Annotated in this window: 16 protein-coding genes; 14 read left to right on the top strand and 2 right to left on the bottom strand. The window is 71.9% G+C overall.

The window, feature by feature from the left end; all coding sequences use genetic code 11:
* Nucleotides 1–87: 87 nt before the first annotated feature.
* The gene (locus ACZ7HQ_RS01045) at nt 88–669 is read right to left on the bottom strand and encodes a biotin transporter BioY (protein ID WP_470983024.1); all 582 of its coding nucleotides are present in this window, start codon (nt 667–669) and stop codon (nt 88–90) included.
* 427 nt (nt 670–1096) lie between these two features.
* Here ACZ7HQ_RS01045 and ACZ7HQ_RS01040 point away from each other — a divergent pair, with 427 nt between their 5' ends.
* From ACZ7HQ_RS01040 to ACZ7HQ_RS00990, 11 genes are all read left to right on the top strand, one after another.
* Complete coding sequence (locus ACZ7HQ_RS01040) at nt 1097–2296, top strand: ROK family protein (protein WP_470983021.1); 1200 nt, start codon at nt 1097–1099, stop codon at nt 2294–2296.
* Between the two features lie 217 nt (nt 2297–2513).
* Complete coding sequence (locus ACZ7HQ_RS01035; RefSeq protein ID WP_470983018.1) at nt 2514–3557, top strand: ABC transporter substrate-binding protein; 1044 nt, start codon at nt 2514–2516, stop codon at nt 3555–3557.
* Nucleotides 3554–4402 (top strand): ABC transporter permease, encoded by an 849-nt coding sequence (locus tag ACZ7HQ_RS01030; protein WP_470983016.1) that lies wholly within the window; start codon nt 3554–3556, stop codon nt 4400–4402. Before ACZ7HQ_RS01035 ends, ACZ7HQ_RS01030 begins: the two co-directional genes overlap by 4 nt.
* Nucleotides 4378–5112, top strand: a complete 735-nt coding sequence (locus ACZ7HQ_RS01025; protein WP_470983013.1) for an ABC transporter ATP-binding protein — start codon at nt 4378–4380, stop codon at nt 5110–5112. The genes ACZ7HQ_RS01030 and ACZ7HQ_RS01025 overlap by 25 nt, the downstream gene beginning before the upstream one ends.
* Nucleotides 5109–6458, top strand: a complete 1350-nt coding sequence (locus ACZ7HQ_RS01020) for an LLM class flavin-dependent oxidoreductase (protein ID WP_470983010.1) — start codon at nt 5109–5111, stop codon at nt 6456–6458. Before ACZ7HQ_RS01025 ends, ACZ7HQ_RS01020 begins: the two co-directional genes overlap by 4 nt.
* Before the next feature lie 13 nt (nt 6459–6471).
* Complete coding sequence (locus ACZ7HQ_RS01015) at nt 6472–7368, top strand: TauD/TfdA dioxygenase family protein (RefSeq protein ID WP_470983007.1); 897 nt, start codon at nt 6472–6474, stop codon at nt 7366–7368.
* Nucleotides 7369–7491: 123 nt separating this feature from the next.
* Nucleotides 7492–8874: an amino acid permease gene (locus ACZ7HQ_RS01010; protein ID WP_470983005.1), complete on the top strand. Its 1383-nt coding sequence runs from the start codon at nt 7492–7494 to the stop codon at nt 8872–8874.
* 119 nt (nt 8875–8993) lie between these two features.
* Nucleotides 8994–9641, top strand: coding sequence for a superoxide dismutase (locus ACZ7HQ_RS01005; RefSeq protein WP_470983002.1), 648 nt, complete (start codon nt 8994–8996; stop codon nt 9639–9641).
* 181 nt (nt 9642–9822) lie between these two features.
* On the top strand, nt 9823–12003 hold the full coding sequence (locus ACZ7HQ_RS01000) for an MMPL family transporter (protein ID WP_470983000.1): 2181 nt from the start codon (nt 9823–9825) through the stop codon (nt 12001–12003).
* Between the two features lie 5 nt (nt 12004–12008).
* Nucleotides 12009–13181 carry a sensor histidine kinase gene (locus ACZ7HQ_RS00995; RefSeq protein ID WP_470982997.1) on the top strand — a complete coding sequence of 391 codons (1173 nt, stop codon included), beginning with the start codon at nt 12009–12011 and terminating at the stop codon, nt 13179–13181.
* Nucleotides 13178–13816 (top strand): response regulator, encoded by a 639-nt coding sequence (locus ACZ7HQ_RS00990; protein ID WP_470982994.1) that lies wholly within the window; start codon nt 13178–13180, stop codon nt 13814–13816. The genes ACZ7HQ_RS00995 and ACZ7HQ_RS00990 overlap by 4 nt, the downstream gene beginning before the upstream one ends.
* Nucleotides 13817–13862: 46 nt before the next feature.
* On the opposite strand, the gene ACZ7HQ_RS00985 is transcribed toward ACZ7HQ_RS00990, so the two are convergent.
* Nucleotides 13863–14507 carry a mycothiol-dependent nitroreductase Rv2466c family protein gene (locus tag ACZ7HQ_RS00985; protein ID WP_470982991.1) on the bottom strand — a complete coding sequence of 215 codons (645 nt, stop codon included), beginning with the start codon at nt 14505–14507 and terminating at the stop codon, nt 13863–13865.
* Between the two features lie 138 nt (nt 14508–14645).
* On the opposite strand from ACZ7HQ_RS00985, the gene pepN reads away from it, so the two are divergent.
* The 3 genes from pepN (at nt 14646) to ACZ7HQ_RS00970 (ending at nt 19453) form a co-directional block, all read left to right on the top strand.
* Nucleotides 14646–17228 (top strand): aminopeptidase N, encoded by a 2583-nt coding sequence (pepN, locus tag ACZ7HQ_RS00980; protein WP_470982989.1) that lies wholly within the window; start codon nt 14646–14648, stop codon nt 17226–17228.
* Between the two features lie 207 nt (nt 17229–17435).
* Nucleotides 17436–18473 carry a hypothetical protein gene (locus ACZ7HQ_RS00975; RefSeq protein WP_470982986.1) on the top strand — a complete coding sequence of 346 codons (1038 nt, stop codon included), beginning with the start codon at nt 17436–17438 and terminating at the stop codon, nt 18471–18473.
* 176 nt (nt 18474–18649) lie between these two features.
* A complete protein-coding gene (locus ACZ7HQ_RS00970; protein ID WP_470982985.1) occupies nt 18650–19453 on the top strand; it encodes an SGNH/GDSL hydrolase family protein in 804 nt (267 codons plus the stop codon).
* Nucleotides 19454–19456 lie beyond the last annotated feature (3 nt).

The following is a 19456-nucleotide window of genomic DNA, read 5'->3' as shown; positions in this document are numbered from 1 at the left end:
GGGGGGAAGGAAGAACAAAAAGCGACGCCCCCCCCCCCCCCCCCACCACCCCCCCCCCCCCCCCCCCCCCCCCCGGGACCTACGGGATCACTGCTGCCGGTTGACCAGCTTCCAGGCGGTGGGCATGACGCCCATCGCGAGAGCCGCCTTGAGGGCGTCGCCGATCAGGAACGGGGTGAGGCCGAGCGCGACGGCCGAGGAGGCGGAGAGGCCGGCGGCGTAGGCCAGGTACGGGACGCCGATCGCGTAGATGATCGCCTCGCCCAGCAGCATCGTGCCCGCCATGCGCAGCACGGAGCGGTCGGCGCCGCGCCGGGCCAGGGCGCCCACGACGGTGCTCGCGAGCAGCATGCCGAGGATGTAGCCGAAGGAGACGGAGACACCGGAGCTGCCGGCGGCGAACCACGGCACACCGGCGAGTCCGGCCAGCGCGTACAGGACGAGCGAGGCCAGGCCGCGGCTCGCGCCCAGCGTCGTGCCGACCAGGAGCGCGGCGAAGGTCTGGCCGGTCACCGGCACCGGGGAGCCGGGGACGGGGACCGCGATCTGGGCCGCGAGACCGGTGAGCGCGGCGCCGCCGAGCACGAGGGCGACGTCCCGGGCACGGGACGCGGGCAGCAGGTCGGCGAGGACCTCGCGGGGGCGGGCGGTGGCGGCAGCGGTGCTCATGGGGACTCCGCGGGTGACGGGGACATGCTGGGACACGGCGACGCTATCCCAGCCGACTCGGGCCGATCACCGTCAGCGCTCGACAAAGGGCGGAACGACAGCTTGGTGGGCTCCGGACAAAGAGTGCTGGTTACACCGATCAGCGCGTGACACTGGTCACTGAGGCAGGGACGTGTGGCTCACTCGGGGGCGCGCCGAGGGCACTGTGGGATCTCACCAAATGAATCCGGGCCGTCTGGCCGGATTCACCTTTCCTGCCCTACGCTTCCAGCCATGGTTGCCCAGGCCCGGAACTTCACGTCGCGTCGCTATGTCGACCTGCGACGCCAGGGCACGGCCACCTGTCGCCGCCCGGGGTAGGGGCGGGCTTCGCGGCACGCCTCGCCTTTCCGAGACGTGTCGGCCCCGTTCCCGAGGACGGTCCTCCATGCCCCGTACCGCGGTATCCACCCTTGTCTCGCCCGTTCCGCGTGCCGCCGACAGCGACCGGCGGCGCACCAGCGCCAGCGTCGTCCTGCGGTCCGTGCTGGAGCACGGGCCGGTGGCGCGCAGCACCATCGCCCGGCTGACCGGGCTGTCGCCCGCGTCGGTGACGGAGCACTGCGCCCGGCTCTGCGGACTCGGCCTGATCCGGGAGTCCGCCGCGCCCCGCCGCTCGAACGGGGTCGGCCGGCCGCATGTCCCGGTCGACCTGGACGACGCGGGGTTCCTGGTCGGCGGGGTGCATGTGGCCGTGCCGTACACGACGGTCGCGCTGCTGGACCTGCGCGGCCGGGTGCTGGCCCGGCGGGAGCTGAAGCATGAGCGGACCGATCCCGCCTGGGTGCTGGCGCGGGCCGCACAGGCGCTGTCGGGGCTGCTCACCGGGGTGCCGGGCCGGCGGCCGCTGGGGGTCGGGGTGGCGGTGGGCGGCTGGGTGGACCGGGAGACGGGCACCGTGGTCGAGCACGAGCTGCTGGGCTGGCGGGAGGTGCCGGTGCGGGAGCTGCTCGGCGCCCGCACCGGTCTGGCGGTCCATGTGGACGGGCACGCGCGGGCGTTGGTGAACGGGGAGCGGCTGTTCGGGCGGGCCCGGGGCAGCCGGAGCGTGCTGCACCTGTTCGTGGGCAACGTGGTCGACGCGGCCTTCGCCACCAACGACGAGGTGCACCACGGGCCGCGTTCGGCGGCCGGGGCGATCGCACACCTGCCGGTGCCGGGCGGCACCGAACCGTGCGCGTGCGGCCGCACCGGCTGCCTCCAGGTGGAGCTGAGCGAGCGGACCCTGTGCCGGCGGGCCCGGGCGGCCGGGGTGACCGGCTCGGCCAACCCGATGCATGTGGTGGCCGCGGCGGCGGCCGGGAACGCGGTGGCCCGCCGGCTGCTGGTCGAGCGGGCCCGGACGACCGGGCGGGCGGCCGGGCTGCTGCTGGACGTGCTCAATCCGGAGACCGTCGTCGTGACCGAGGTCGGCGTGATCCATTTCGAGGACTGCCTCGCCGCTCTGCGGGAGGCGGTCGGTACGGCACGTTCGGCGGACGTCCTCCCGACGAGTTTCCCGGATTCCGTGCTGGCGGTGGCGGGCGGATCGGTGATGCTGGACGCGCTGTTCAGAGACCCGTTGGGCGCCTCACCTGAGGCTATTTAATTCAGAAACTCCGAATGTTGACAGTGGGCGCTCAGGGCCAGGAACATCCTGGTCATGAGCCTGCTCACGAGCTGTCGCACCGTCTGTTGCTGACACATTGCCGCGCATGAAGCGCGTGTTTCCCGCTGCGTGAGTTTCCCTTGCTCCGGCTTTCCTTCCCGGAATTCCTCCGGTCTCTCCCTCCCTGTTTTCCCTTCCTTTCTGCCGGGAGTCCCGCATGCACCGTCGTCTCTTTCTCACCTCCGTGCTGGGCGCGTCCGCCGCCGTGACGGGCTTGGCGGGCTGCGCGAAGGGCAGCGCCGCCGCCGACACCGGGGGTGCCGCCGCCAAGCCGCTCGCCGCCAAGGTCCCGGCCGGCACCAGCCTGAAGATCGCTTCCTACCTGGGGCAGCAACAGCTGCAGTTCAAGCTGGCGAAACTGCCCGAGCTGCCGTTCACCGTGTCGAACTGGCTGAACATCGGCGCCGGCCCGGACGTCATCAACGCCTTCCGCGCCGGATCCCTCGACCTCGCCAACAACGCGGGCATCCCGCCGATCCAGGCGCACTACCAGGGCTACGACGCGAAGATCGTGGCGATCGACATCACCCGCAAACCCAACTACCTCTTCGCCACCAGGCCGGGCAGCGACATCCGCGCGGTCGGCGACTTCAAGGGCAAGCGGCTCGCCTTCTCGCAGGGGCAGGCGCAGGGTGTCGTCCTGCTGCGGGCCCTGAAGCAGGCCGGCCTGAAGTACGACGAGGTGAAGCTGGTCCCGCTGACCAGCAACCAGTTCCTCACCGCCCTGCAGTCCGGCCAGGTGGACGTGGCCCCGCTCGCCAACAGCCAGGCGCCCGCCTACCTGAAGCAGTACGAGGCGAAGGGTGCCCGCGGCATCCCCACCGACGTCGTCGACCTGCTCAACCTGCTGTGGGCCCCGCAGTCCGTGCTGAACGACCCCGCGAAGGCCGCCGCGGTCGCCGCGTACATCCCGCAGTGGGCCAAGGGCCAGGTGTGGCAGTACGAGCACCCGGACGTGTGGAACGAGCAGTTCTACGTCAAGACGCAGAACCTGACCCTGCAGCAGGCGCAGGGCATCACCAGGCTCGCCAACAAGCCGCTGTTCCCGCCCAGTTGGGACGAGGCGATCAAGTGGGAGCAGCAGACCGCCGATCTGCTCGCCGAGGGCGGCTTCGTGAAGAAGTTCGACGTCTCCTCGCTCTTCGACCACCGCTTCGAGTCGATCGCCGCCAAGGCCGTACCCGAGGAGTACCGGAAATGACCGCCCTGACCACGACGACGACCGCCGTCGCGGCGGTGGAGGCCGGGGAGCCGCCCCAGGTCCGCCGGCGCCGCCGGCTCTCCCCCGGCCGCCGCATCCCCGCCTCCCGGCTGATCGGCCCGCTCGTCCTCGTCGCCCTGTGGGCCGCCGCCTCCGCCGCCGGGACGCTGGACACCGGCGCCGTACCGGCGCCCTGGACGGTGCTGAGGACCGCCGGTCACCTGTGGACCGCCGGCACGCTGTCCACCGACGTCCTGACCTCCCTTCAGCGGGCCGGGTACGGCTTCGCGATCGGCCTGACCGCGGGTGTGCTGCTCGCGCTCGCCTCGGGGCTCAGCCGGACCGGGGAGGCGCTGATCGACGGGACCGTGCAGCTGAACCGGGCGATCCCGACCCTCGGTCTGATCCCGCTGTTCATCCTCTGGCTGGGCATCGGGGAGACCTTCAAGGTCGCCGTCATCGCGATCGTCGTCTACATCCCGATCTACCTGAACACGCACGCCGCGCTGTCCGGCATCGACAGCCGCTTCGTCGAACTCGCCGAGGTACAGGGCCTGTCCAGGCTCGCCTTCGTCCGGCAGGTGGTGATCCCCGGCGCGCTGCCCGGATTCTTCGTGGGACTCCGGCTCGGTGTGACCGGCTCCTGGCTGGGCCTGGTGGTGCTGGAGCAGATCAACGCCACCAGCGGCCTCGGCTACATGATGTTCCAGGCGCAGAACTACGGCCAGAGCGACGTGATCCTGGTCGGGCTGCTGATCTACGGCGTCTTCGGCCTGGTCTCCGACAGCGTGGTCCGTCTGGCCGAACGGAGGGTGCTGTCGTGGCGCCGCACACTGAGCAGCTGACCCGGCCGGCCGTACGGCTGCGCGGCCTGACCCGGTCCTTCGGCGACCGCAGGGTCCTCGACGGCATCGACCTCGACCTGCCCGCCGGCCAGTTCACGGCCCTCCTCGGGCACAGCGGCTCGGGCAAGTCGACCCTGCTGCGGGCGGTCGCGGGCCTGGACCACGGAGTGGCCGGCAGCGGCCGGCTCACCGCGCCGGAGCGGGTCTCGGTGGTCTTCCAGGACTCCCGGCTGCTGCCCTGGCGCCGGCTGCTGGACAACGTCCTGCTCGGCCTGGACGGCAAGGACGCCGCGGAACGCGGCCGGGCCGCCCTCGCGGAGGTCGGCCTGAAGGGCCGCGAGCGGGCCTGGCCGGGCGAGCTGTCCGGCGGCGAGGCGCAGCGGGCCGCGCTCGCCCGCTCCCTGGTCCGCGAGCCGGAACTGCTGCTCGCGGACGAGCCGTTCGGCGCGCTGGACGCGCTGACCCGGATCAGGATGCACAACCTGCTGCGCGGCCTGTGGAAGCGCCACCGGCCGTCCGTGCTGCTGGTCACCCATGACGTGGACGAGGCGATCGTGCTCGCCGACCGGGTCCTCGTCCTGGACCAGGGCCGGATCGGCCTCGACCTGACCATCGACCGTCCCCACCCGCGCTCCTACCGCGAGCCGGTCCTGGGCGAGTACCGCGAGCGGCTGCTGGCCGCGCTGGGCGTCACGGAGGACCACCAGTGACACAGGGAAAGACACCCAGAACGCTCCATCTGAACGCGTTCCTGATGAACACCGGCCATCACGAGGCCTCGTGGCGGCTTCCGGAGAGCGACCCGTACGCGCACGTCGATCTCCAGCACCACGTGCGGCTCGCGCGGACCGCCGAGCGCGGCACCTTCGACTCGCTCTTCCTCGCCGACGGCCCCCAGCTGTGGAGCAACCTCGCGCAGCGCCCGGCGGGCGCTCTGGAACCGCTCACCCTGCTGACCGCGCTGGCGACGGCCACCGAGCACATCGGGCTGATCGCCACCGCTTCCACGTCCTACAACTCCCCCTACAACCTGGCCCGCAGGTTCGCCTCCCTGGACATCATCAGCGGCGGCCGGGCCGGCTGGAACATCGTCACCACCGCCGGCGCCGAGGCCGCCCGCAACTTCGGGCTCGCCGAGGAGCCCGCGCACGCCGAGCGGTACGCACGGGCGGCCGAGTTCCTCGACGTGGCACGGAAGCTGTGGGACAGCTGGGAGGACGACACGGTCGTCGCCGACAAGGCGGCCGGTGTCTGGGGCGACGACAGCAGGATCCACCCGGCCCGCCACCAGGGCACCTACTTCAGTGTCGCCGGCGCGCTCAACGTCCCCCGCGCGCCCCAGGGCTACCCGCTGCTGGTGCAGGCGGGGTCGAGCGAGGACGGCAAGGCGTTCGCGGCCCGGTACGCGGAGGCCGTCTTCACCGCCCAGCAGACCCTCGCCGGCGCGCAGGCCTTCTACGCCGACCTCAAGTCACGCACCGAGCGGGCCGGACGCGACCCCGGACACATCAAGGTGCTGCCCGGGATCGTGCCCGTGCTCGGATCGACGGAGGCGGAGGCACGGGCGGCCGAACAGCTGCTGGAGGACCACATCGTGTACGAGCACGGCGTGGGCCGGCTGGAGAGCCTGCTCCAGCTTCCCGCAGGGACCCTGAAGCTGGACGAACGGCTCCCCGCCGGTCTGCCGCCCGAGTCCGCCGTCGAGGGCGCCAAGAGCCGCTACACGCTCGTCGTGGAGCTGGCCCGGCGCGAGCGGCTCACCGTCCGGCAGCTGATCGCGCGGCTCGGCGGCGGGCGCGGCCACCTCACCTTCGCCGGGACACCCGAGCAGGTCGCCGGCCAGATCGAGACCTGGTTCACCCACGGGGCCGCCGACGGCTTCAACATCATGCCCGCCGTGCTGCCCTCGGGCCTGGACGCCTTCGTCGAGCACGTCGTACCGCTGCTGCGCGCCCGCGGCCTGTTCCGCACGGAGTACGGCGCCCGCCAGACCCTCCGGGAGCGCTACGGCCTCCCCCGCCCCGCCAACCAGTACCTGACCCCCGCCTTCGCCTAGAGAGGACCCGCACATGTCCATCGAGATCACCAAGGTCACCGCCCGCATCGGCGCCCGCGTCTTCGGCGTCGACATCACCCGGCCGCTCGCCCCGGAGGAGGTCGCCGCGATCCGTGAGGCCCTGGGCGTCCACAAGGCGCTCGTCTTCGACGCCGGCGACCTGGACGACGCGGGCCAGCAGGCCTTCGCCCGCCACTTCGGCGACCTGACCACCGCGCACCCGACGGTCGGCGCGGTCGACGGCGCCCCGAACGTGCTGCCCGTGGACAGCGAGCGGGGCCGCGCCAACCACTGGCACACCGACGTCACCTTCGTCCTCAACCCGCCCCAGGCCAGCACCCTGCGCTCGATCACCGTCCCGCCGTACGGCGGCGAGACCCTGATCGCGAACGCGGCGGCCGCCTACCGCGACCTGCCCGAGCCGCTGCGCCGCCTCGCCGACACCCTGTGGGCGGAGCACACCAACGACTACGACTACGCGGTGCCGGACGAGGAGATCGACGAGGAGAAGGCCGCGCAGCGCGCCGAGTTCACCTCGATCACGTACCGCACCGCGCACCCGGTGGTCCGGGTGCACCCGCTGACCGGCGAGCGCGGGCTGTTCATCGGCGGGTTCGCGCAGCGGATCGTGGGCCTGTCGGCCGGCGAGTCCCGCAAGGTCCTCGACCTGCTGCAGGCGTACGTCACCCGCCCGGAGAACATCCTGCGCCACCGCTGGGCGGAGAACGAGCTGGTGCTCTTCGACAACCGGATCACCCAGCACTACGCCATCGACAACTACGACGGGCAGCCGCGCCGGCTGCACCGGGTGACCGTCGCCGGTGACGTCCCGGTCGGCGTCGAGGGCAAGGAGAGCTACTCGATCGAGGGCGACGCCTCGCACTACACCCCGGTCCTCGCGGCCGCGTAACCGCCGTCTCACCCTGCGTACGCCGGGTGTCCGGATACTGGGCGGCCCCGTCGTGTGAGCGGACGGGCCGCCCAGACTGGCGGGGTTTTTGCCCGCCCATTGCACGGGGAGAGCCGCCCGCCCATGACCAGCAGCACCACCACCGAGACGCCGCCTCAGGAACAGGGCGCCTCCCTCTCCCACGGCCTCAAGCAGCGCCATCTGTCGATGATCGCCCTCGGCGGGGTGATCGGCGCGGGTCTGTTCGTCGGCTCCGGCGCGGGCATCGCCGCGGCCGGCCCGTCCATCGTGATCGCCTACACGCTCTCCGGCCTGCTGGTGATGCTGGTGATGCGGATGCTGGGCGAGATGTCCGCCGCCTACCCCTCCTCGGGTTCCTTCTCGGCGCACGCCGAGCGGGCGATCGGCCCCTGGGCGGGCTTCGCCGCCGGCTGGTCGTTCTGGGTGCTGCTGTGCACGGCGGTCGGCCTGGAGGGCATCGGCGCCGCGAAGATCGTCCAGGGCTGGGTGCCGGGCACCCCGCAGTGGATGTGGGTCGCGCTGTTCATGGTGGTCTTCTGCGGCGCGAACCTGGCCGCCGTGAAGAACTTCGGCGAGTTCGAGTTCTGGTTCGCCGCGCTGAAGGTCGGCGCGATCAGCCTGTTCCTGATCCTCGGTGTGCTGGCCGTCGCGGGCGTGCTGCCCGGCACCGACTCCCCCGGCGCCTCCAACCTCACCCACTTCCTCCCGCACGGCAGCGACGGCCTGATCATCGGCCTGCTCGCGTCCGTGTTCTCCTACGGCGGCATGGAGACCGTCACCATCGCGGCGGCCGAGTCCGAGAACCCGGTGCGGGGCGTGGCCGGCGCCGTCCGCACGGCCATGTGGCGCATCGCCCTCTTCTACATCGGCTCGATGGCGGTCGTGGTCACCCTCGTCCCCTGGGACTCCAAGGATGTCGTGGAGAAGGGCCCGTACGTCGCCGCCCTCGACCACCTCGGGATCCCCGGCGCCGGGCAGCTGATGAACGTGGTCGTCCTGGTCGCCCTGCTCTCCGCGATGAACGCGAACATCTACGGCTCCTCGCGCATCGCCTACTCGCTGGTCGAGCGCGGGCAGGGCCCGAAGGTGCTGGCGAAGCTGTCCGGTGGGGTGCCGCGGATCGCGGTCCTGGTCTCCTGCGTCCTCGGCTTCGTGTGCGTCCTGCTCAGCTACTGGAGCCCGAACGGCGCCTTCAAGTGGCTGCTGAACATGATCGGTGCGGTGATCCTGGTCGTCTGGATCTTCATCGCCGTCTCCCAGCTGCTGCTGCGCCGCCGGATCGAGCGCGAGGCCCCCGAGAAGCTGGTCGTGCGCATGTGGGCCTTCCCGTGGCTGACCTGGGTCGCGCTGGCCGGCATGGCCGCGATCTTCGTCCTGATGGCACGTGAGCCGGACACCCGGGTCCAGCTCTGCTCCACCGGTGGCATGACCCTGCTGCTGGCGGCCGGGGGCTATCTCTTCCAGCGGGCCCGCGCCCGGCGCTGAGCCCCCACCCCGTCGAGGCCCCCACGTGCGACACGTGGGGGCCTTCGCGTTGCCCGGACCTTCTTATTGCTAGCGTGTAATTGCAAGAGACTTGCAATAAGGTTTCGGAGGGGACACCCATGCCCGTCTACACGCTGCCCGACCTGCCCTACGACTACGCCGCGCTGGCCCCCGTGATCAGTCCGGAGATCATCGAGCTGCACCACGACAAGCACCACGCGGCCTATGTGAAGGGCGCCAACGACACCCTGGAGCAGCTCGCCGAGGCGCGGGACAAGGAGTCGTGGGGCGCGATCAACGGCCTGGAGAAGAACCTGGCCTTCCACCTCTCCGGCCACATCCTGCACAGCATCTACTGGCAGAACATGACCGGCCCGAAGGACGGCGGCGGTGAGCCCCTCGCCGCCGACGGCGTGGCCGGACTGGCGGACGCGATCAAGGAGTCCTTCGGCTCCTTCGCCGCCTTCAAGACCCAGCTGTCCAAGGCCGCGGCCACCACCCAGGGCTCCGGCTGGGGCGTGCTGGCGTACGAACCGCTGAGCGGCCGGCTGATCGTGGAGCAGGTCTACGACCACCAGGGCAACGTCGGCCAGGGCTCCATCCCCATCCTGGTCTTCGACGCCTGGGAGCACGCCTTCTACCTCCAGTACCGCAACCAGAAGGTCGACTTCATCGAGGCCATGTGGCAGGTCGTCAACTGGCAGGACGTGGCACGGCGCCACGAGGCGGCCAGGTCCCGCACCGACGCCCTGCTGCTCGCCCCCTGAGAACGTCCTGCCTCGTGATCGTCTTCTCACCCTTCACGCAGGCAGGCGGATGAGAGAAGACCCCCGCGAGGACGTGACTCGCGGGGGTCTTCCCCACCCCGCGGGTCCACCGAACGGCTGACCCGAAGTTCCACCGGGCACCCGTGTCCGGCAAGTGCCCTGCCCAGCAAGGCTTTCGGGCATGAACTCACTGACTGTGCGCATGGCACGCTGGAGCGCCGGGCACCCCTGGCGGGCGCTCGCCGGCTGGCTGCTGTTCGTGGCGCTGTGCCTGGGCGCCGGCAGCGCCCTCGGCACCCACAGCGCGAAGACCGCCGACTACCGGGTGGGCGAGGCCGGGCGGGCCGAGGCCATGGCCGCCGAGGGGCACCTGGACCGCCTGTCCACCGAACAGATCCTGATCTCCTCCCGCTCGGGCGCCCTGGACGCGGGCCCCGCCGCCTCCGCCGCGCGTGAACTGGCCGGACGCATGCGGCACCTGGCCGAGGTCGCAGGGGTGGCCGACCCGGTGCGGTCCTTCGACGGACGCGTCCTCATGGTCGAGGTGTCCCTCAAGGGCGAGGAACTGGACGCCGAGGACAAGCTCGGCGCCGTCGTCGCGCAGACCCGGGCGGTGCAGCGGGCGCACCCGGAACTGCTGGTGCAGGAGACCGGATCCGCCTCCGTCAGCAAGGGGGTCGACCAGCAGCGCGACGACGACCTGGCCCTCTCCGAGAAGATCAGCCTGCCCGTCACCCTCGTCACCCTGCTGATCGTGTTCGGCTCGCTCACCATGGCCGCCGTACCGCTGCTGCTCGCGCTGTCGTCGATCGCGGGGGCCATCGGGCTGGCGATGGTCGCCTCGCATCTCACCCCCGACGCGGGAGTCGGCAAGAACGTCATCCTCATGATCGGCCTGGCGGTCGGCGTCGACTACACGCTCTTCCATCTCAAGCGGGAGCGCGAGGAGCGTGCCCGCTCCGGGGGCCGGCTCGGCGCCGAGGCGCTGGTGGAGCTGGCGGCGGCCACGTCCGGACGGGCCGTGGTGGTCTCCGGCCTGGCGGTCGTCGCCTCCACCGCCACGCTGTACCTGGCCTCGGACGTGATCTTCTCCTCGCTCGCCACCGGCACGGTCGTGGTCGTCCTGGTCGCGGTGGCCAGCTCACTGACCGCGCTGCCCGCACTGCTGACCCTGCTGGGCAGGCGCGCCGAGCGCAGGGCGCGGCGTCGGGCGGAGCACGGCAGGCCCTCCCGGCGCCCGCGGGGCGGCGACGACCGGTTCTGGTCCGGGCTGCTGCGCCCCGCCGCCCGGCACCCGCTCGCCACCCTGTGCTGCTCGCTCCTCGCCCTGCTCGCCCTCACGCTCCCGCTGACCGGCCTGAAGATCACCGAGATGAGCCGGGACACCCACTCCCGCGCGATCCCCGCCATGCGGGTGTACGACCGCCTCAACGCGGAGTTCCCCGAGCGCCGGGTCACCCACCAGGTCGTCGTACAGGCCCCTGCCGCACGCTCCGCCCAGGTCACCGGGGAACTGCGCGCCCTGGCCCGCCGGGCCGCGGCCGACCCGCTGTTCACCGACTACGCCCGCCTGCGCACCGCCGCCGACCACCGGACCAGCACCCTGGAACTGCGGGTGCCCTACCTCGGCGGCTCCCCGCAGGCGCACGCCTCGCTGGAGCGTCTGCGGCACGACTACCTGCCCGCCACCGTCGGCACGGTCACCGGCGCACGGTACGGCGTGAGCGGCGACGTGGCCCGCTACACCGACTATCCGGCCCATCAGGACGGCAGACTGCCCCTCGTCCTCGGCGCGTTGCTGCTGGTGACGTTCCTGATGACGCTGTACGCGTTCCGCTCGGTCGTGCTCGGCCTGCTCGGTGTCGTGCTGAACCTGCTGTCGGCGGCGGCCGCGCTCGGCCTGCTCGTGCTGGTCTTCCAGCACACCTGGGCCGAGGGGCTGCTGGACTTCCGCTCCACGGGGTCGATCGGTTCCCGTGTGCCGCTGTTCCTCCTCGTGATCCTCTTCGGTCTGTCGATGGACTACCAGGTGTTCGTGGTCAGCCGGATCCGGGAGGCGGTGCTCGCCGGCACGCCCACCCGGCAGGCGGTCGTCGAGGGCATCCGGCGGTCGGCGAGCGTGGTGACCAGCGCGGCCGTGATCATGACGACCGTCTTCGTGAGCTTCGTCTTCCTGCACCTCATCGAGATGAAGCAGATCGGTTTCGTGCTCGCCGCGGCCGTCCTGCTGGACGCCTTCGTGGTGCGCGTGCTGATCCTGCCTGCGGCCCTGCTCCTGCTGGGCGAGCGCACCTGGTGGCCGGTGCGGCCCGCCCGGACCACCGCCACCGTCACGAACTCCGCCCTGGTCGACGTAGGTTGACGGACATGACCACGACCGCCGACGCCCTGTGGGCGACCTCGCTGCGCCGCTGGAACGCGGTGTGCTGGGTCCTGTTCGCCGCGATGGCGGTCGGGATCACGGCCCTGAGCCAGGGCGCCCACCGGTACGCGGCCCTCGCCCTCCTGGGCAGCGTGGCCCTGTGCTTCGCCGTGCTGGACCGCCGGCCCGCCAATCCCCTCGTACGGCCGCACGGGTACCTCGCGGTACTGGTGATCGCGCTCGCCGGTCTGGCCTACCTGCGGACCAGCTACGCGGCCCTGTTCATGGTCACGCTGCCGCACTACTGGATGTTCGGCCGCACCCCGAGGATCTCCCTCACCTTCCTGGGGCTGGCCACCGGCGGCACGCTGCTGGGGAGCTGGGTGCGGCAGGGCTGGTCCGGCAGGTTCTTCGGCGAGACGGTCGTGGGCACACTGATCGTGGTCGCGGTCGGCGTCCTGATCGGGTTGTGGGCCCGCGCGGTGGTCGAGCAGAGCAGCGAACGCGCACGGCTGATCGAGGAGTTGGAGCGCACCCAGGCGGAGCTGACCGCGGCGCATCTGCGGCAGGGCGCGGCGGAGGAACGGGAGCGGATGGCACGGGAGATCCACGACACGCTCGCCCAGGGCTTCGCGTCGATCGTCGTGCTCGCCGAGGCGGCCCGCGCCGGGCTCGCCACCGACCCCGGACGCACCGCCCGGCAGCTGGTGTCGATCGAGACGACCGCCCGGGAGAACCTGGCGGAGGCCAGGGAACTGGTCGGCTCGGGCCGGCCGCCGGGCGACGCGCACGCCGGCTCGGTGGCGCAGACCCTGCGGCGGATCGTGGACCGGTTCGCCGAGGACACCGGGCTGAGTGTGGCCGCCGAACTGGCCGAGCTGGACTGCGACCAGCAGACCCGGGTCGCGCTGCTGCGCTGCACCCAGGAGTCCCTGGCCAACGTGCGCAAGCACGCCCGCGCCTCGACGGTCGGGGTGGTGCTGGCCCGGCGCCCCCACGGCGTGGAGCTGGAGGTCACGGACGACGGCACCGGATTCGTGGTCGAGGACTCCACCGGCTTCGGCCTCGACGGGATGCGCAAACGGCTCGCCGAACTGGGCGGTCGGCTCACGGTGACCAGCTCGGTCGGGGACGGGACCAGGATCCTCGCGGTGATCCCGGTGGAGGGAGCGGCATGACCGAGGACAGGCTCCGGATCGTCGTGGTGGACGATCACACCGTGATGCGGGCCGGGGTGATCGCCCTGCTGGACGGGGAGGCGGACATCGAGGTCGTCGGAGAGGCGGGCGACGGCCGCGCCGCCCTCGGCCTGGTGGCCCGCCACGATCCGGACGTGGCCCTGGTCGACCTGCGCATGCCGGTGCTGGACGGTGTGGCGACGACCAGCGAGATCGTCGCCCGTCACCCGCGCACCCGGGTGCTGATCCTCACCACCTACGACACCGACGCCGACATCGAGCGCGGGGTCGAGGCCGGCGCCATCGGCTACCTGCTCAAGGACACCACCCGCGACCAGCTGGTCGACGCGATCCGCGCGGCCGCGCGCGGCGAGACCGTGCTCGCGCCCCGGGTGGCCGAGAAGCTGGTCGCGCGGATGCGGCGCCCCGTCCACGACCCGCTCACCGCCCGCGAGACCGACGTGCTGACCGCGGTGGCCGACGGCCTCACCAACGCCGAGATCGGCCGCCGCCTGGTCATCTCCGAAGCCACCGTCAAGACGCATCTGCTGCGCCTGTTCGCCAAGCTGGACGTCAACGACCGGACGCGGGCGGTGGTCGTCGCGATGGAGCGGGGGCTGCTGCGCAGGCCGTGACGGCCCAGCACGGGCCCGGCGGTGACCGCCGGGCCCGTCGTACGGCCTACAGGTTGCTGAAGTCCGGCCCCTTGGTCCGGGTCCGCTTGATCTCGTAGAAGCCCGGCACCGAGGCCACGGCGAGGGTGCCGTCCCACAGGCGGGCCGCCTCCTCGCCCTTCGGGGCGGGGGTGACGACCGGGCCGAAGAAGGCGATCTGCTCGCCGCCCGGGCCGGGGACCGCGATGACCGGGGTGCCGACGTCCTGGCCGACCTTCTCGATGCCCTCCTTGTGGGAGGCGCGCAGCTCGGCGTCGTAGGTGTCCTTGTCGCCGAAGTCGATCAGGTCGGCGGGCAGGCCGGTGTCGGCGAGGGCGGCGGCGATGCTCTCGCGGTTCACGCCGAGGCCCTCGTTGTGGAAGCGGGTGCCGAGCGCGGTGTAGAGCCTGCCGACCGCCTCGTCACCGTGCAGCTGCTGGGCGGCGATCACCACCCGGACCGGCCACCAGGTCCTGCCGCCGGGCCGCATGTTCTCGGCGTACTCCTCCGGCAGCTCGTCCAGCCTGTTCTCGTTGAGCACCGCCAGGCTCATCACATGCCAGCGGACCTCGATGTCGCGGACCTTCTCCACTTCCAGGACCCAGCGGGAGGTCATCCAGGCCCAGGGGCACACCGGGTCGAACCAGAAGTCGACGGGGGTCTTGTCCGACATGTCTCTCCTCACGGGGGACTCTTTCCCGGGACAACGCCCTTGTCCCTCCGGCCATTCCCTCCCGCCCCCTGTCAGGGGCGCATGGCAGGATCGGTCCTGTTCAGCCCTCATCCACGCGATCACAAGGGAGTGCCGCCGGTGCCCGGTGAGAATCTGTCCCGCGACGAGGCCCGGGAGCGGGCCGCCGTGCTGTCCGTCGACGGGTACGACGTGTCCCTGGACCTCAGGTCCGCCGTCGGTGACGGGGACGGGGAGCCGCGCACCTTCCGCTCGGTGAGCACGATCCGCTTCCGCTGCAGCGAACCGGGCGCGTCCAGCTTCGCCGATCTGATCGCTCCGGGCGTGACCTCGGTCTCGCTCAACGGCCGGGATCTGGACCCGGGCCAGGTCTTCGACGGCTCGCGGATCCTGCTGGAGGACCTGGCCGCGGAGAACGAGCTGGTGGTGGACGCGCAGTGCGCCTACTCCCGCACCGGCGAGGGCCTGCACCGCTTCGTCGACCCCGAGGACGGCGAGGTCTACCTCTACACCCAGTACGAGCCGGCCGACTCCCGCCGGGTCTACGCCAACTTCGAGCAGCCGGACCTGAAGGCGCCCCACCGCTTCGAGGTGCGGGCGCCCGAGGGCTGGACGGTGTGGAGCAACGGCGCTGGCGAACTGACCGACGGTGTCTGGAAGTTCGCGGAGACCAAGCCGATCTCGACCTACATCACGTGCGTGGTGGCGGGCCCGTACCACTACGTCACCGACTCCTACACCCGCACCTTCGAGGACGGGACGAAGCTGGAGATCCCGCTCGGCGCGATGTGCCGCAAGGGACTCGCCCCGCACTTCGACGCCGACGACGTCTTCCTGGTCACCAAGCAGGGCCTGGACTTCTTCCACGACCACTTCGACTACCCGTACCCGTTCGGGAAGTACGACCAGGCGTTCGTGCCCGAGTACAACCTGGGCGCGATGGAGAACCCGGGCCTGGTGACCTTCCGCGAGGAGTACGTCTTCCGCGGGAAGGTGACGCAGGCGTCGTACGAGGCGCGGGCCAACGTCATCCTGCACGAGATGGCGCACATGTGGTTCGGCGACCTGGTCACCATGGAGTGGTGGGACGACCTGTGGCTGAAGGAGTCCTTCGCGGACTTCATGGGCACGTTCGCGAACGTCGGCGCGACCCGGTTCAAGAACGCGTGGATCACGTTCGCCAACCGCCGCAAGGCCTGGGCGTACCGCGCGGACCAGCTGCCGTCCACGCACCCGGTCACGGCGGACATCCGTGACCTGGAGGACGCCAAGCTGAACTTCGACGGCATCACCTACGCCAAGGGCGCCTCGGTGCTCAAGCAGCTGGTGGCGTACGTGGGCGAGGAGGCCTTCCTGGAGGGCGCCCGCCGCTACTTCAAGCGCCACGCGTACGGCAACACGCGCCTGGGCGACCTGCTGTCGGTGCTGGGCGAGACCAGCGGCCGGGACATGTCCGCGTGGGCGCGTTCGTGGCTGCAGACGGCCGGGGTGAACTCGCTGACGCCGCAGGTGCTGCTGGACGCGGACGGCGGCCGGGTCGCCGAGCTGGCGATCGTCCAGGAGGCCCCCGAGTCCCATCCCGAGGAGCGCCCGCACCGGGTCGCGGTGGGCCTGTACCGGCGTACGCCCGAGGGCGCGCTGGAGCGGTACGCGCGCGTGGAGACGGACGTGCACGAGCCGCGCACGGTCGTGGCCGGCCTGGCGGGCGCCGAGGCCCCGGATCTGGTCCTGGTCAACGACGACGACCTCACCTACTGCAAGATCCGCTTCGACGAGACGTCGCTGGCGACCCTGCGCGAGCACCTGGGCGCCCTCACCGACCCCCTGGCCCGCGCCCTGTGCTGGTCGGCGCTGTGGAACATGACCCGGGACGCGCTGCTGCCGGCGCGGGACTTCGTCGACCTGGTGCTGCGCTTCGCCGGGCGGGAGTCGGAGATCGGTGTGCTGCAGATGCTGCACGCGTGGGCGGAGTCGGCGCTGGTCCACTACGTGGCGCCGGACTGGCGGGCGACCGGCGGTGAGCTGCTGACCGAGGGCGCGCTGCGGGAGCTGCAGGGGGCCGAGCCGGGCAGCGAGCACCAGCTGGCGTGGGCCCGCTTCTTCGCGGCGGTCGCGTCGGGCGAGACGGACCTGGCACTGCTGAAGGGCCTGCTGGACGGCACGGAGGTGGTCGACGGCCTGGACGTGGACCAGGAGCTGCGCTGGGCGTTCCTGGAGCCGCTGGCCGCGCACGGGGTGGCGGACGAGTCGGTGCTGGCGGCCGAACTGGCCCGCGACGACACGGCGTCCGGCAAGCGGCACCAGGTCCGCTGTCTGGCGGCCCGCCCGTCGGCGGCGGTCAAGGCACAGGCGTGGGCGCAGGTGGTGGAGTCCGACGCGCTCTCCAACGCCCTGGTGGGGGCGACGATCGCGGGCTTCGGGCAGTCCTCTCAGCGGGAGCTGACCGCGCCGTACGCGCAGAGGTACTTCGCGGCGATCGAGCGGGTGTGGCGGGAGCGGTCGATCCAGATCGGCATGGACGTCGTACGGGGCCTGTTCCCGGCGCTCCAGGACCGCCCGGAGACGCTGGAGGCGACGGACGCGTGGCTGGACGCGCACCGGGACGCGGCGCCGGCGCTGCGCCGGCTGGTGCTGGAGGCCCGGGACGACCTGGCGCGGGCGCTGCGCGCACAGGAGTGCGACGCGACGGCCGCCGGCCACTGAGCTTTGGCCTGAGGTTGCCCGGCCGGTGACCGTTACGAAATTCGGGCAAGAGTAGCCGTAACCCCTGGTCCACACCCGATCGGACCAGGGGTTTTGCCTCCCTACTCGGCATCCGAACACCTGACCTTTAGTCCCAGCTTGTCCGCATTCTTCGACGGGCGTGTAACAACGGTTAAAGCGGGGACCGGGCGCGGGAATCCCGACGCCATGACGCACAACACCCCGCTCTCCCCCCGCCCGCTCCGCCACCTCTCCGAGGTCCACCGCCGCGTCCTGACGACGGCTCAGCTCCGCGCCCACGGTGTGACGACGGCCGAGCTGAACGAGCAGTGCCGCCCCGGCGGCCCCTGGCAGCTGCTGCTGCCGAACGTGGTCCTGCTGCACCCCGGACCGCCGACGAGCCAGGAGCGTCTGCACGCGGCCCTCATGTACGCGGCCCGCGAGTCCACCCCGGGCGTCCCGGCCCAGCCGACCGTGGAGGAACCCCACCGCCCGGTCTACGCGGAGGCGATGATCACGGGCCTGGCCGCCCTGACCCTGTACGGCTTCTCCGCCACCCCGCCGCTGCTCTCCCTGGACCGCGTCGACGTCCTGGTCCCGCGGCTGCGCCGGCTGCGCTCCACGGGCTACGTCCGCGTCCTGCGCACGCCCTCCCTGCCCACGCCCCGGGCGGTGACGGGTCTGCCGGTGGCGCCGGTGCCGCGGGCGCTGGCGGACGCGGTGGCGGAGCTGACGGACGGGGAGGCGGTACGGCGGCTGCTGACCGAGGCGGTGCGAGGCGGCCACTGCGAACCGGCCTCGGTGGTCCGTGAGCTGACCCACGCCAAGCTGCTGAACCGCCCCCACGTGGTGGACGCGGTGGACGCGCTCGTGGCGGAGGGCCGCTCGATCGCCGAGGACCGGCTCTACCGGATGGTCTCCGAGTACGGGCTGCCCGACCCGGTCTGGAACGTCGACCTGCGCCTGCCCGGCGGCCCGCACCTCGGCGGCCTGGACGCGTACTGGCCCGACCAGGCGGTGGCGGTGGAGCTGGACACGCGCGCTCCCCGGCAGGACGACGACGCGCTGTGGTCGGAGTACGCCCGCAAGCGCGAGCACCTGGAGCGGCTGGGGATCACGGTCGTGTACATCACCCCGAAGAAGCTGCGGGACGGGATGGAACAGCAGGCGGCGGTGGTCCGTACCGCCCTGATGGCGTCGGCCGACCGTGACCCGGCCGCCTATGTCGTGGTGCTTCCCCGGTAGTGACGGCCAGGGAGGACACCAGGAGGGGAGAGGAGGGGCCACCGGACCGCGTCCGACGGCCCCTCCTCGTGCGTACCGCCGTCTGTCGACTTCTCCTGCGCCACCCGGGTGAGGGTTCACCGGAACGGACGAGCATCCCGGGCGCGGCCGAGCGTGCCCGCGCTAACTGGAGACTCATGAGACAGTCCCGGACAACGGCGGGTGCGTGCTCCTTCCTTCTGGCGGCCGCCTGTGCCTTCGCCGACCCCGCAACAGCCCAGGTGACACCCGCGGCCACCGGCTATGTGGCCCTCGGCGACTCCTACTCGGCCGGCGTCGGAGCCGGTGACTACCTGTCCTCCGGCAAGGAGTGCAAGCGCAGCGCCCGGGCGTACCCGGTCCTGTGGGCCGAGGCCCACGGGCCGTCGTCGTTCAGCTTCGCCGCGTGCAACGGCGCCTCGGCGCGCGACGTCCTCACCGGCCAGCTCGGCCACCTGAACACCCGCACCGGCCTGGTCACCCTCACCGTCGGCGGCGCCGACGCGGGCTTCGCCCGTGTGATGACGACCTGCGCGCTGGGCGGGGGCAGTCTGTGCCTGTCCGCCCTCTCCAAGGCCCGCACCGCCATGGACGGGTCCCTCGTCCGCAACCTCGACGTGCTGTACTCGGCCATCCGCGACAGGGCGCCCGCCGCCCACGTGGTGGTGCTCGGCTATCCGCACCTGTACCGGCTCGGAGGCACCTGCCGGGCCGGCCTCGCAGACGGTGAGCGCGCCGCCGTCAACGACGGTGTGGACCACCTCAACGAGGTGATCGCCAAGCGGGCCGTCGACCACGGCTTCACCTTCGCCGACGTCACCGCCGCCTTCACCGGCCACGAGATCTGCTCGGCCAGCCCCTGGCTGCGCGGTGTCGACGTGCTGGCGATCACCGAGTCGTACCACCCCACGGCACCGGGACAGTCCCTGGGCTACCTCCCGGTGCTCACCCGGGCGTCCTGACCG

The sequence above is a fragment of the Streptomyces sp. NPDC037290 genome, assembly GCF_055603245.1.
The sequence above is the reverse complement of the archived record's forward strand: the minus strand, read 5'-3'. Positions and strand labels throughout refer to the sequence as shown.

Excerpts from the sequence above, each read along its gene's own strand:
- ACZ7HQ_RS01045 (WP_470983024.1), bottom strand. The coding sequence starts at position 669 with ATGAGCACCGCTGCCGCCACCGCCCGCCCCCGCGAGGTCCTCGCCGAC.
- ACZ7HQ_RS01040 (WP_470983021.1), top strand. The coding sequence starts at position 1,097 with ATGCCCCGTACCGCGGTATCCACCCTTGTCTCGCCCGTTCCGCGTGCC.
- ACZ7HQ_RS01035 (WP_470983018.1), top strand. The coding sequence starts at position 2,514 with ATGCACCGTCGTCTCTTTCTCACCTCCGTGCTGGGCGCGTCCGCCGCC.
- ACZ7HQ_RS01030 (WP_470983016.1), top strand. The coding sequence starts at position 3,554 with ATGACCGCCCTGACCACGACGACGACCGCCGTCGCGGCGGTGGAGGCC.
- ACZ7HQ_RS01015 (WP_470983007.1), top strand. The coding sequence starts at position 6,472 with ATGTCCATCGAGATCACCAAGGTCACCGCCCGCATCGGCGCCCGCGTC.
- ACZ7HQ_RS01010 (WP_470983005.1), top strand. The coding sequence starts at position 7,492 with ATGACCAGCAGCACCACCACCGAGACGCCGCCTCAGGAACAGGGCGCC.
- ACZ7HQ_RS01005 (WP_470983002.1), top strand. The coding sequence starts at position 8,994 with ATGCCCGTCTACACGCTGCCCGACCTGCCCTACGACTACGCCGCGCTG.
- ACZ7HQ_RS01000 (WP_470983000.1), top strand. The coding sequence starts at position 9,823 with ATGAACTCACTGACTGTGCGCATGGCACGCTGGAGCGCCGGGCACCCC.
- ACZ7HQ_RS00995 (WP_470982997.1), top strand. The coding sequence starts at position 12,009 with ATGACCACGACCGCCGACGCCCTGTGGGCGACCTCGCTGCGCCGCTGG.
- ACZ7HQ_RS00990 (WP_470982994.1), top strand. The coding sequence starts at position 13,178 with ATGACCGAGGACAGGCTCCGGATCGTCGTGGTGGACGATCACACCGTG.
- ACZ7HQ_RS00985 (WP_470982991.1), bottom strand. The coding sequence starts at position 14,507 with ATGTCGGACAAGACCCCCGTCGACTTCTGGTTCGACCCGGTGTGCCCC.
- ACZ7HQ_RS00975 (WP_470982986.1), top strand. The coding sequence starts at position 17,436 with ATGACGCACAACACCCCGCTCTCCCCCCGCCCGCTCCGCCACCTCTCC.
- ACZ7HQ_RS00970 (WP_470982985.1), top strand. The coding sequence starts at position 18,650 with ATGAGACAGTCCCGGACAACGGCGGGTGCGTGCTCCTTCCTTCTGGCG.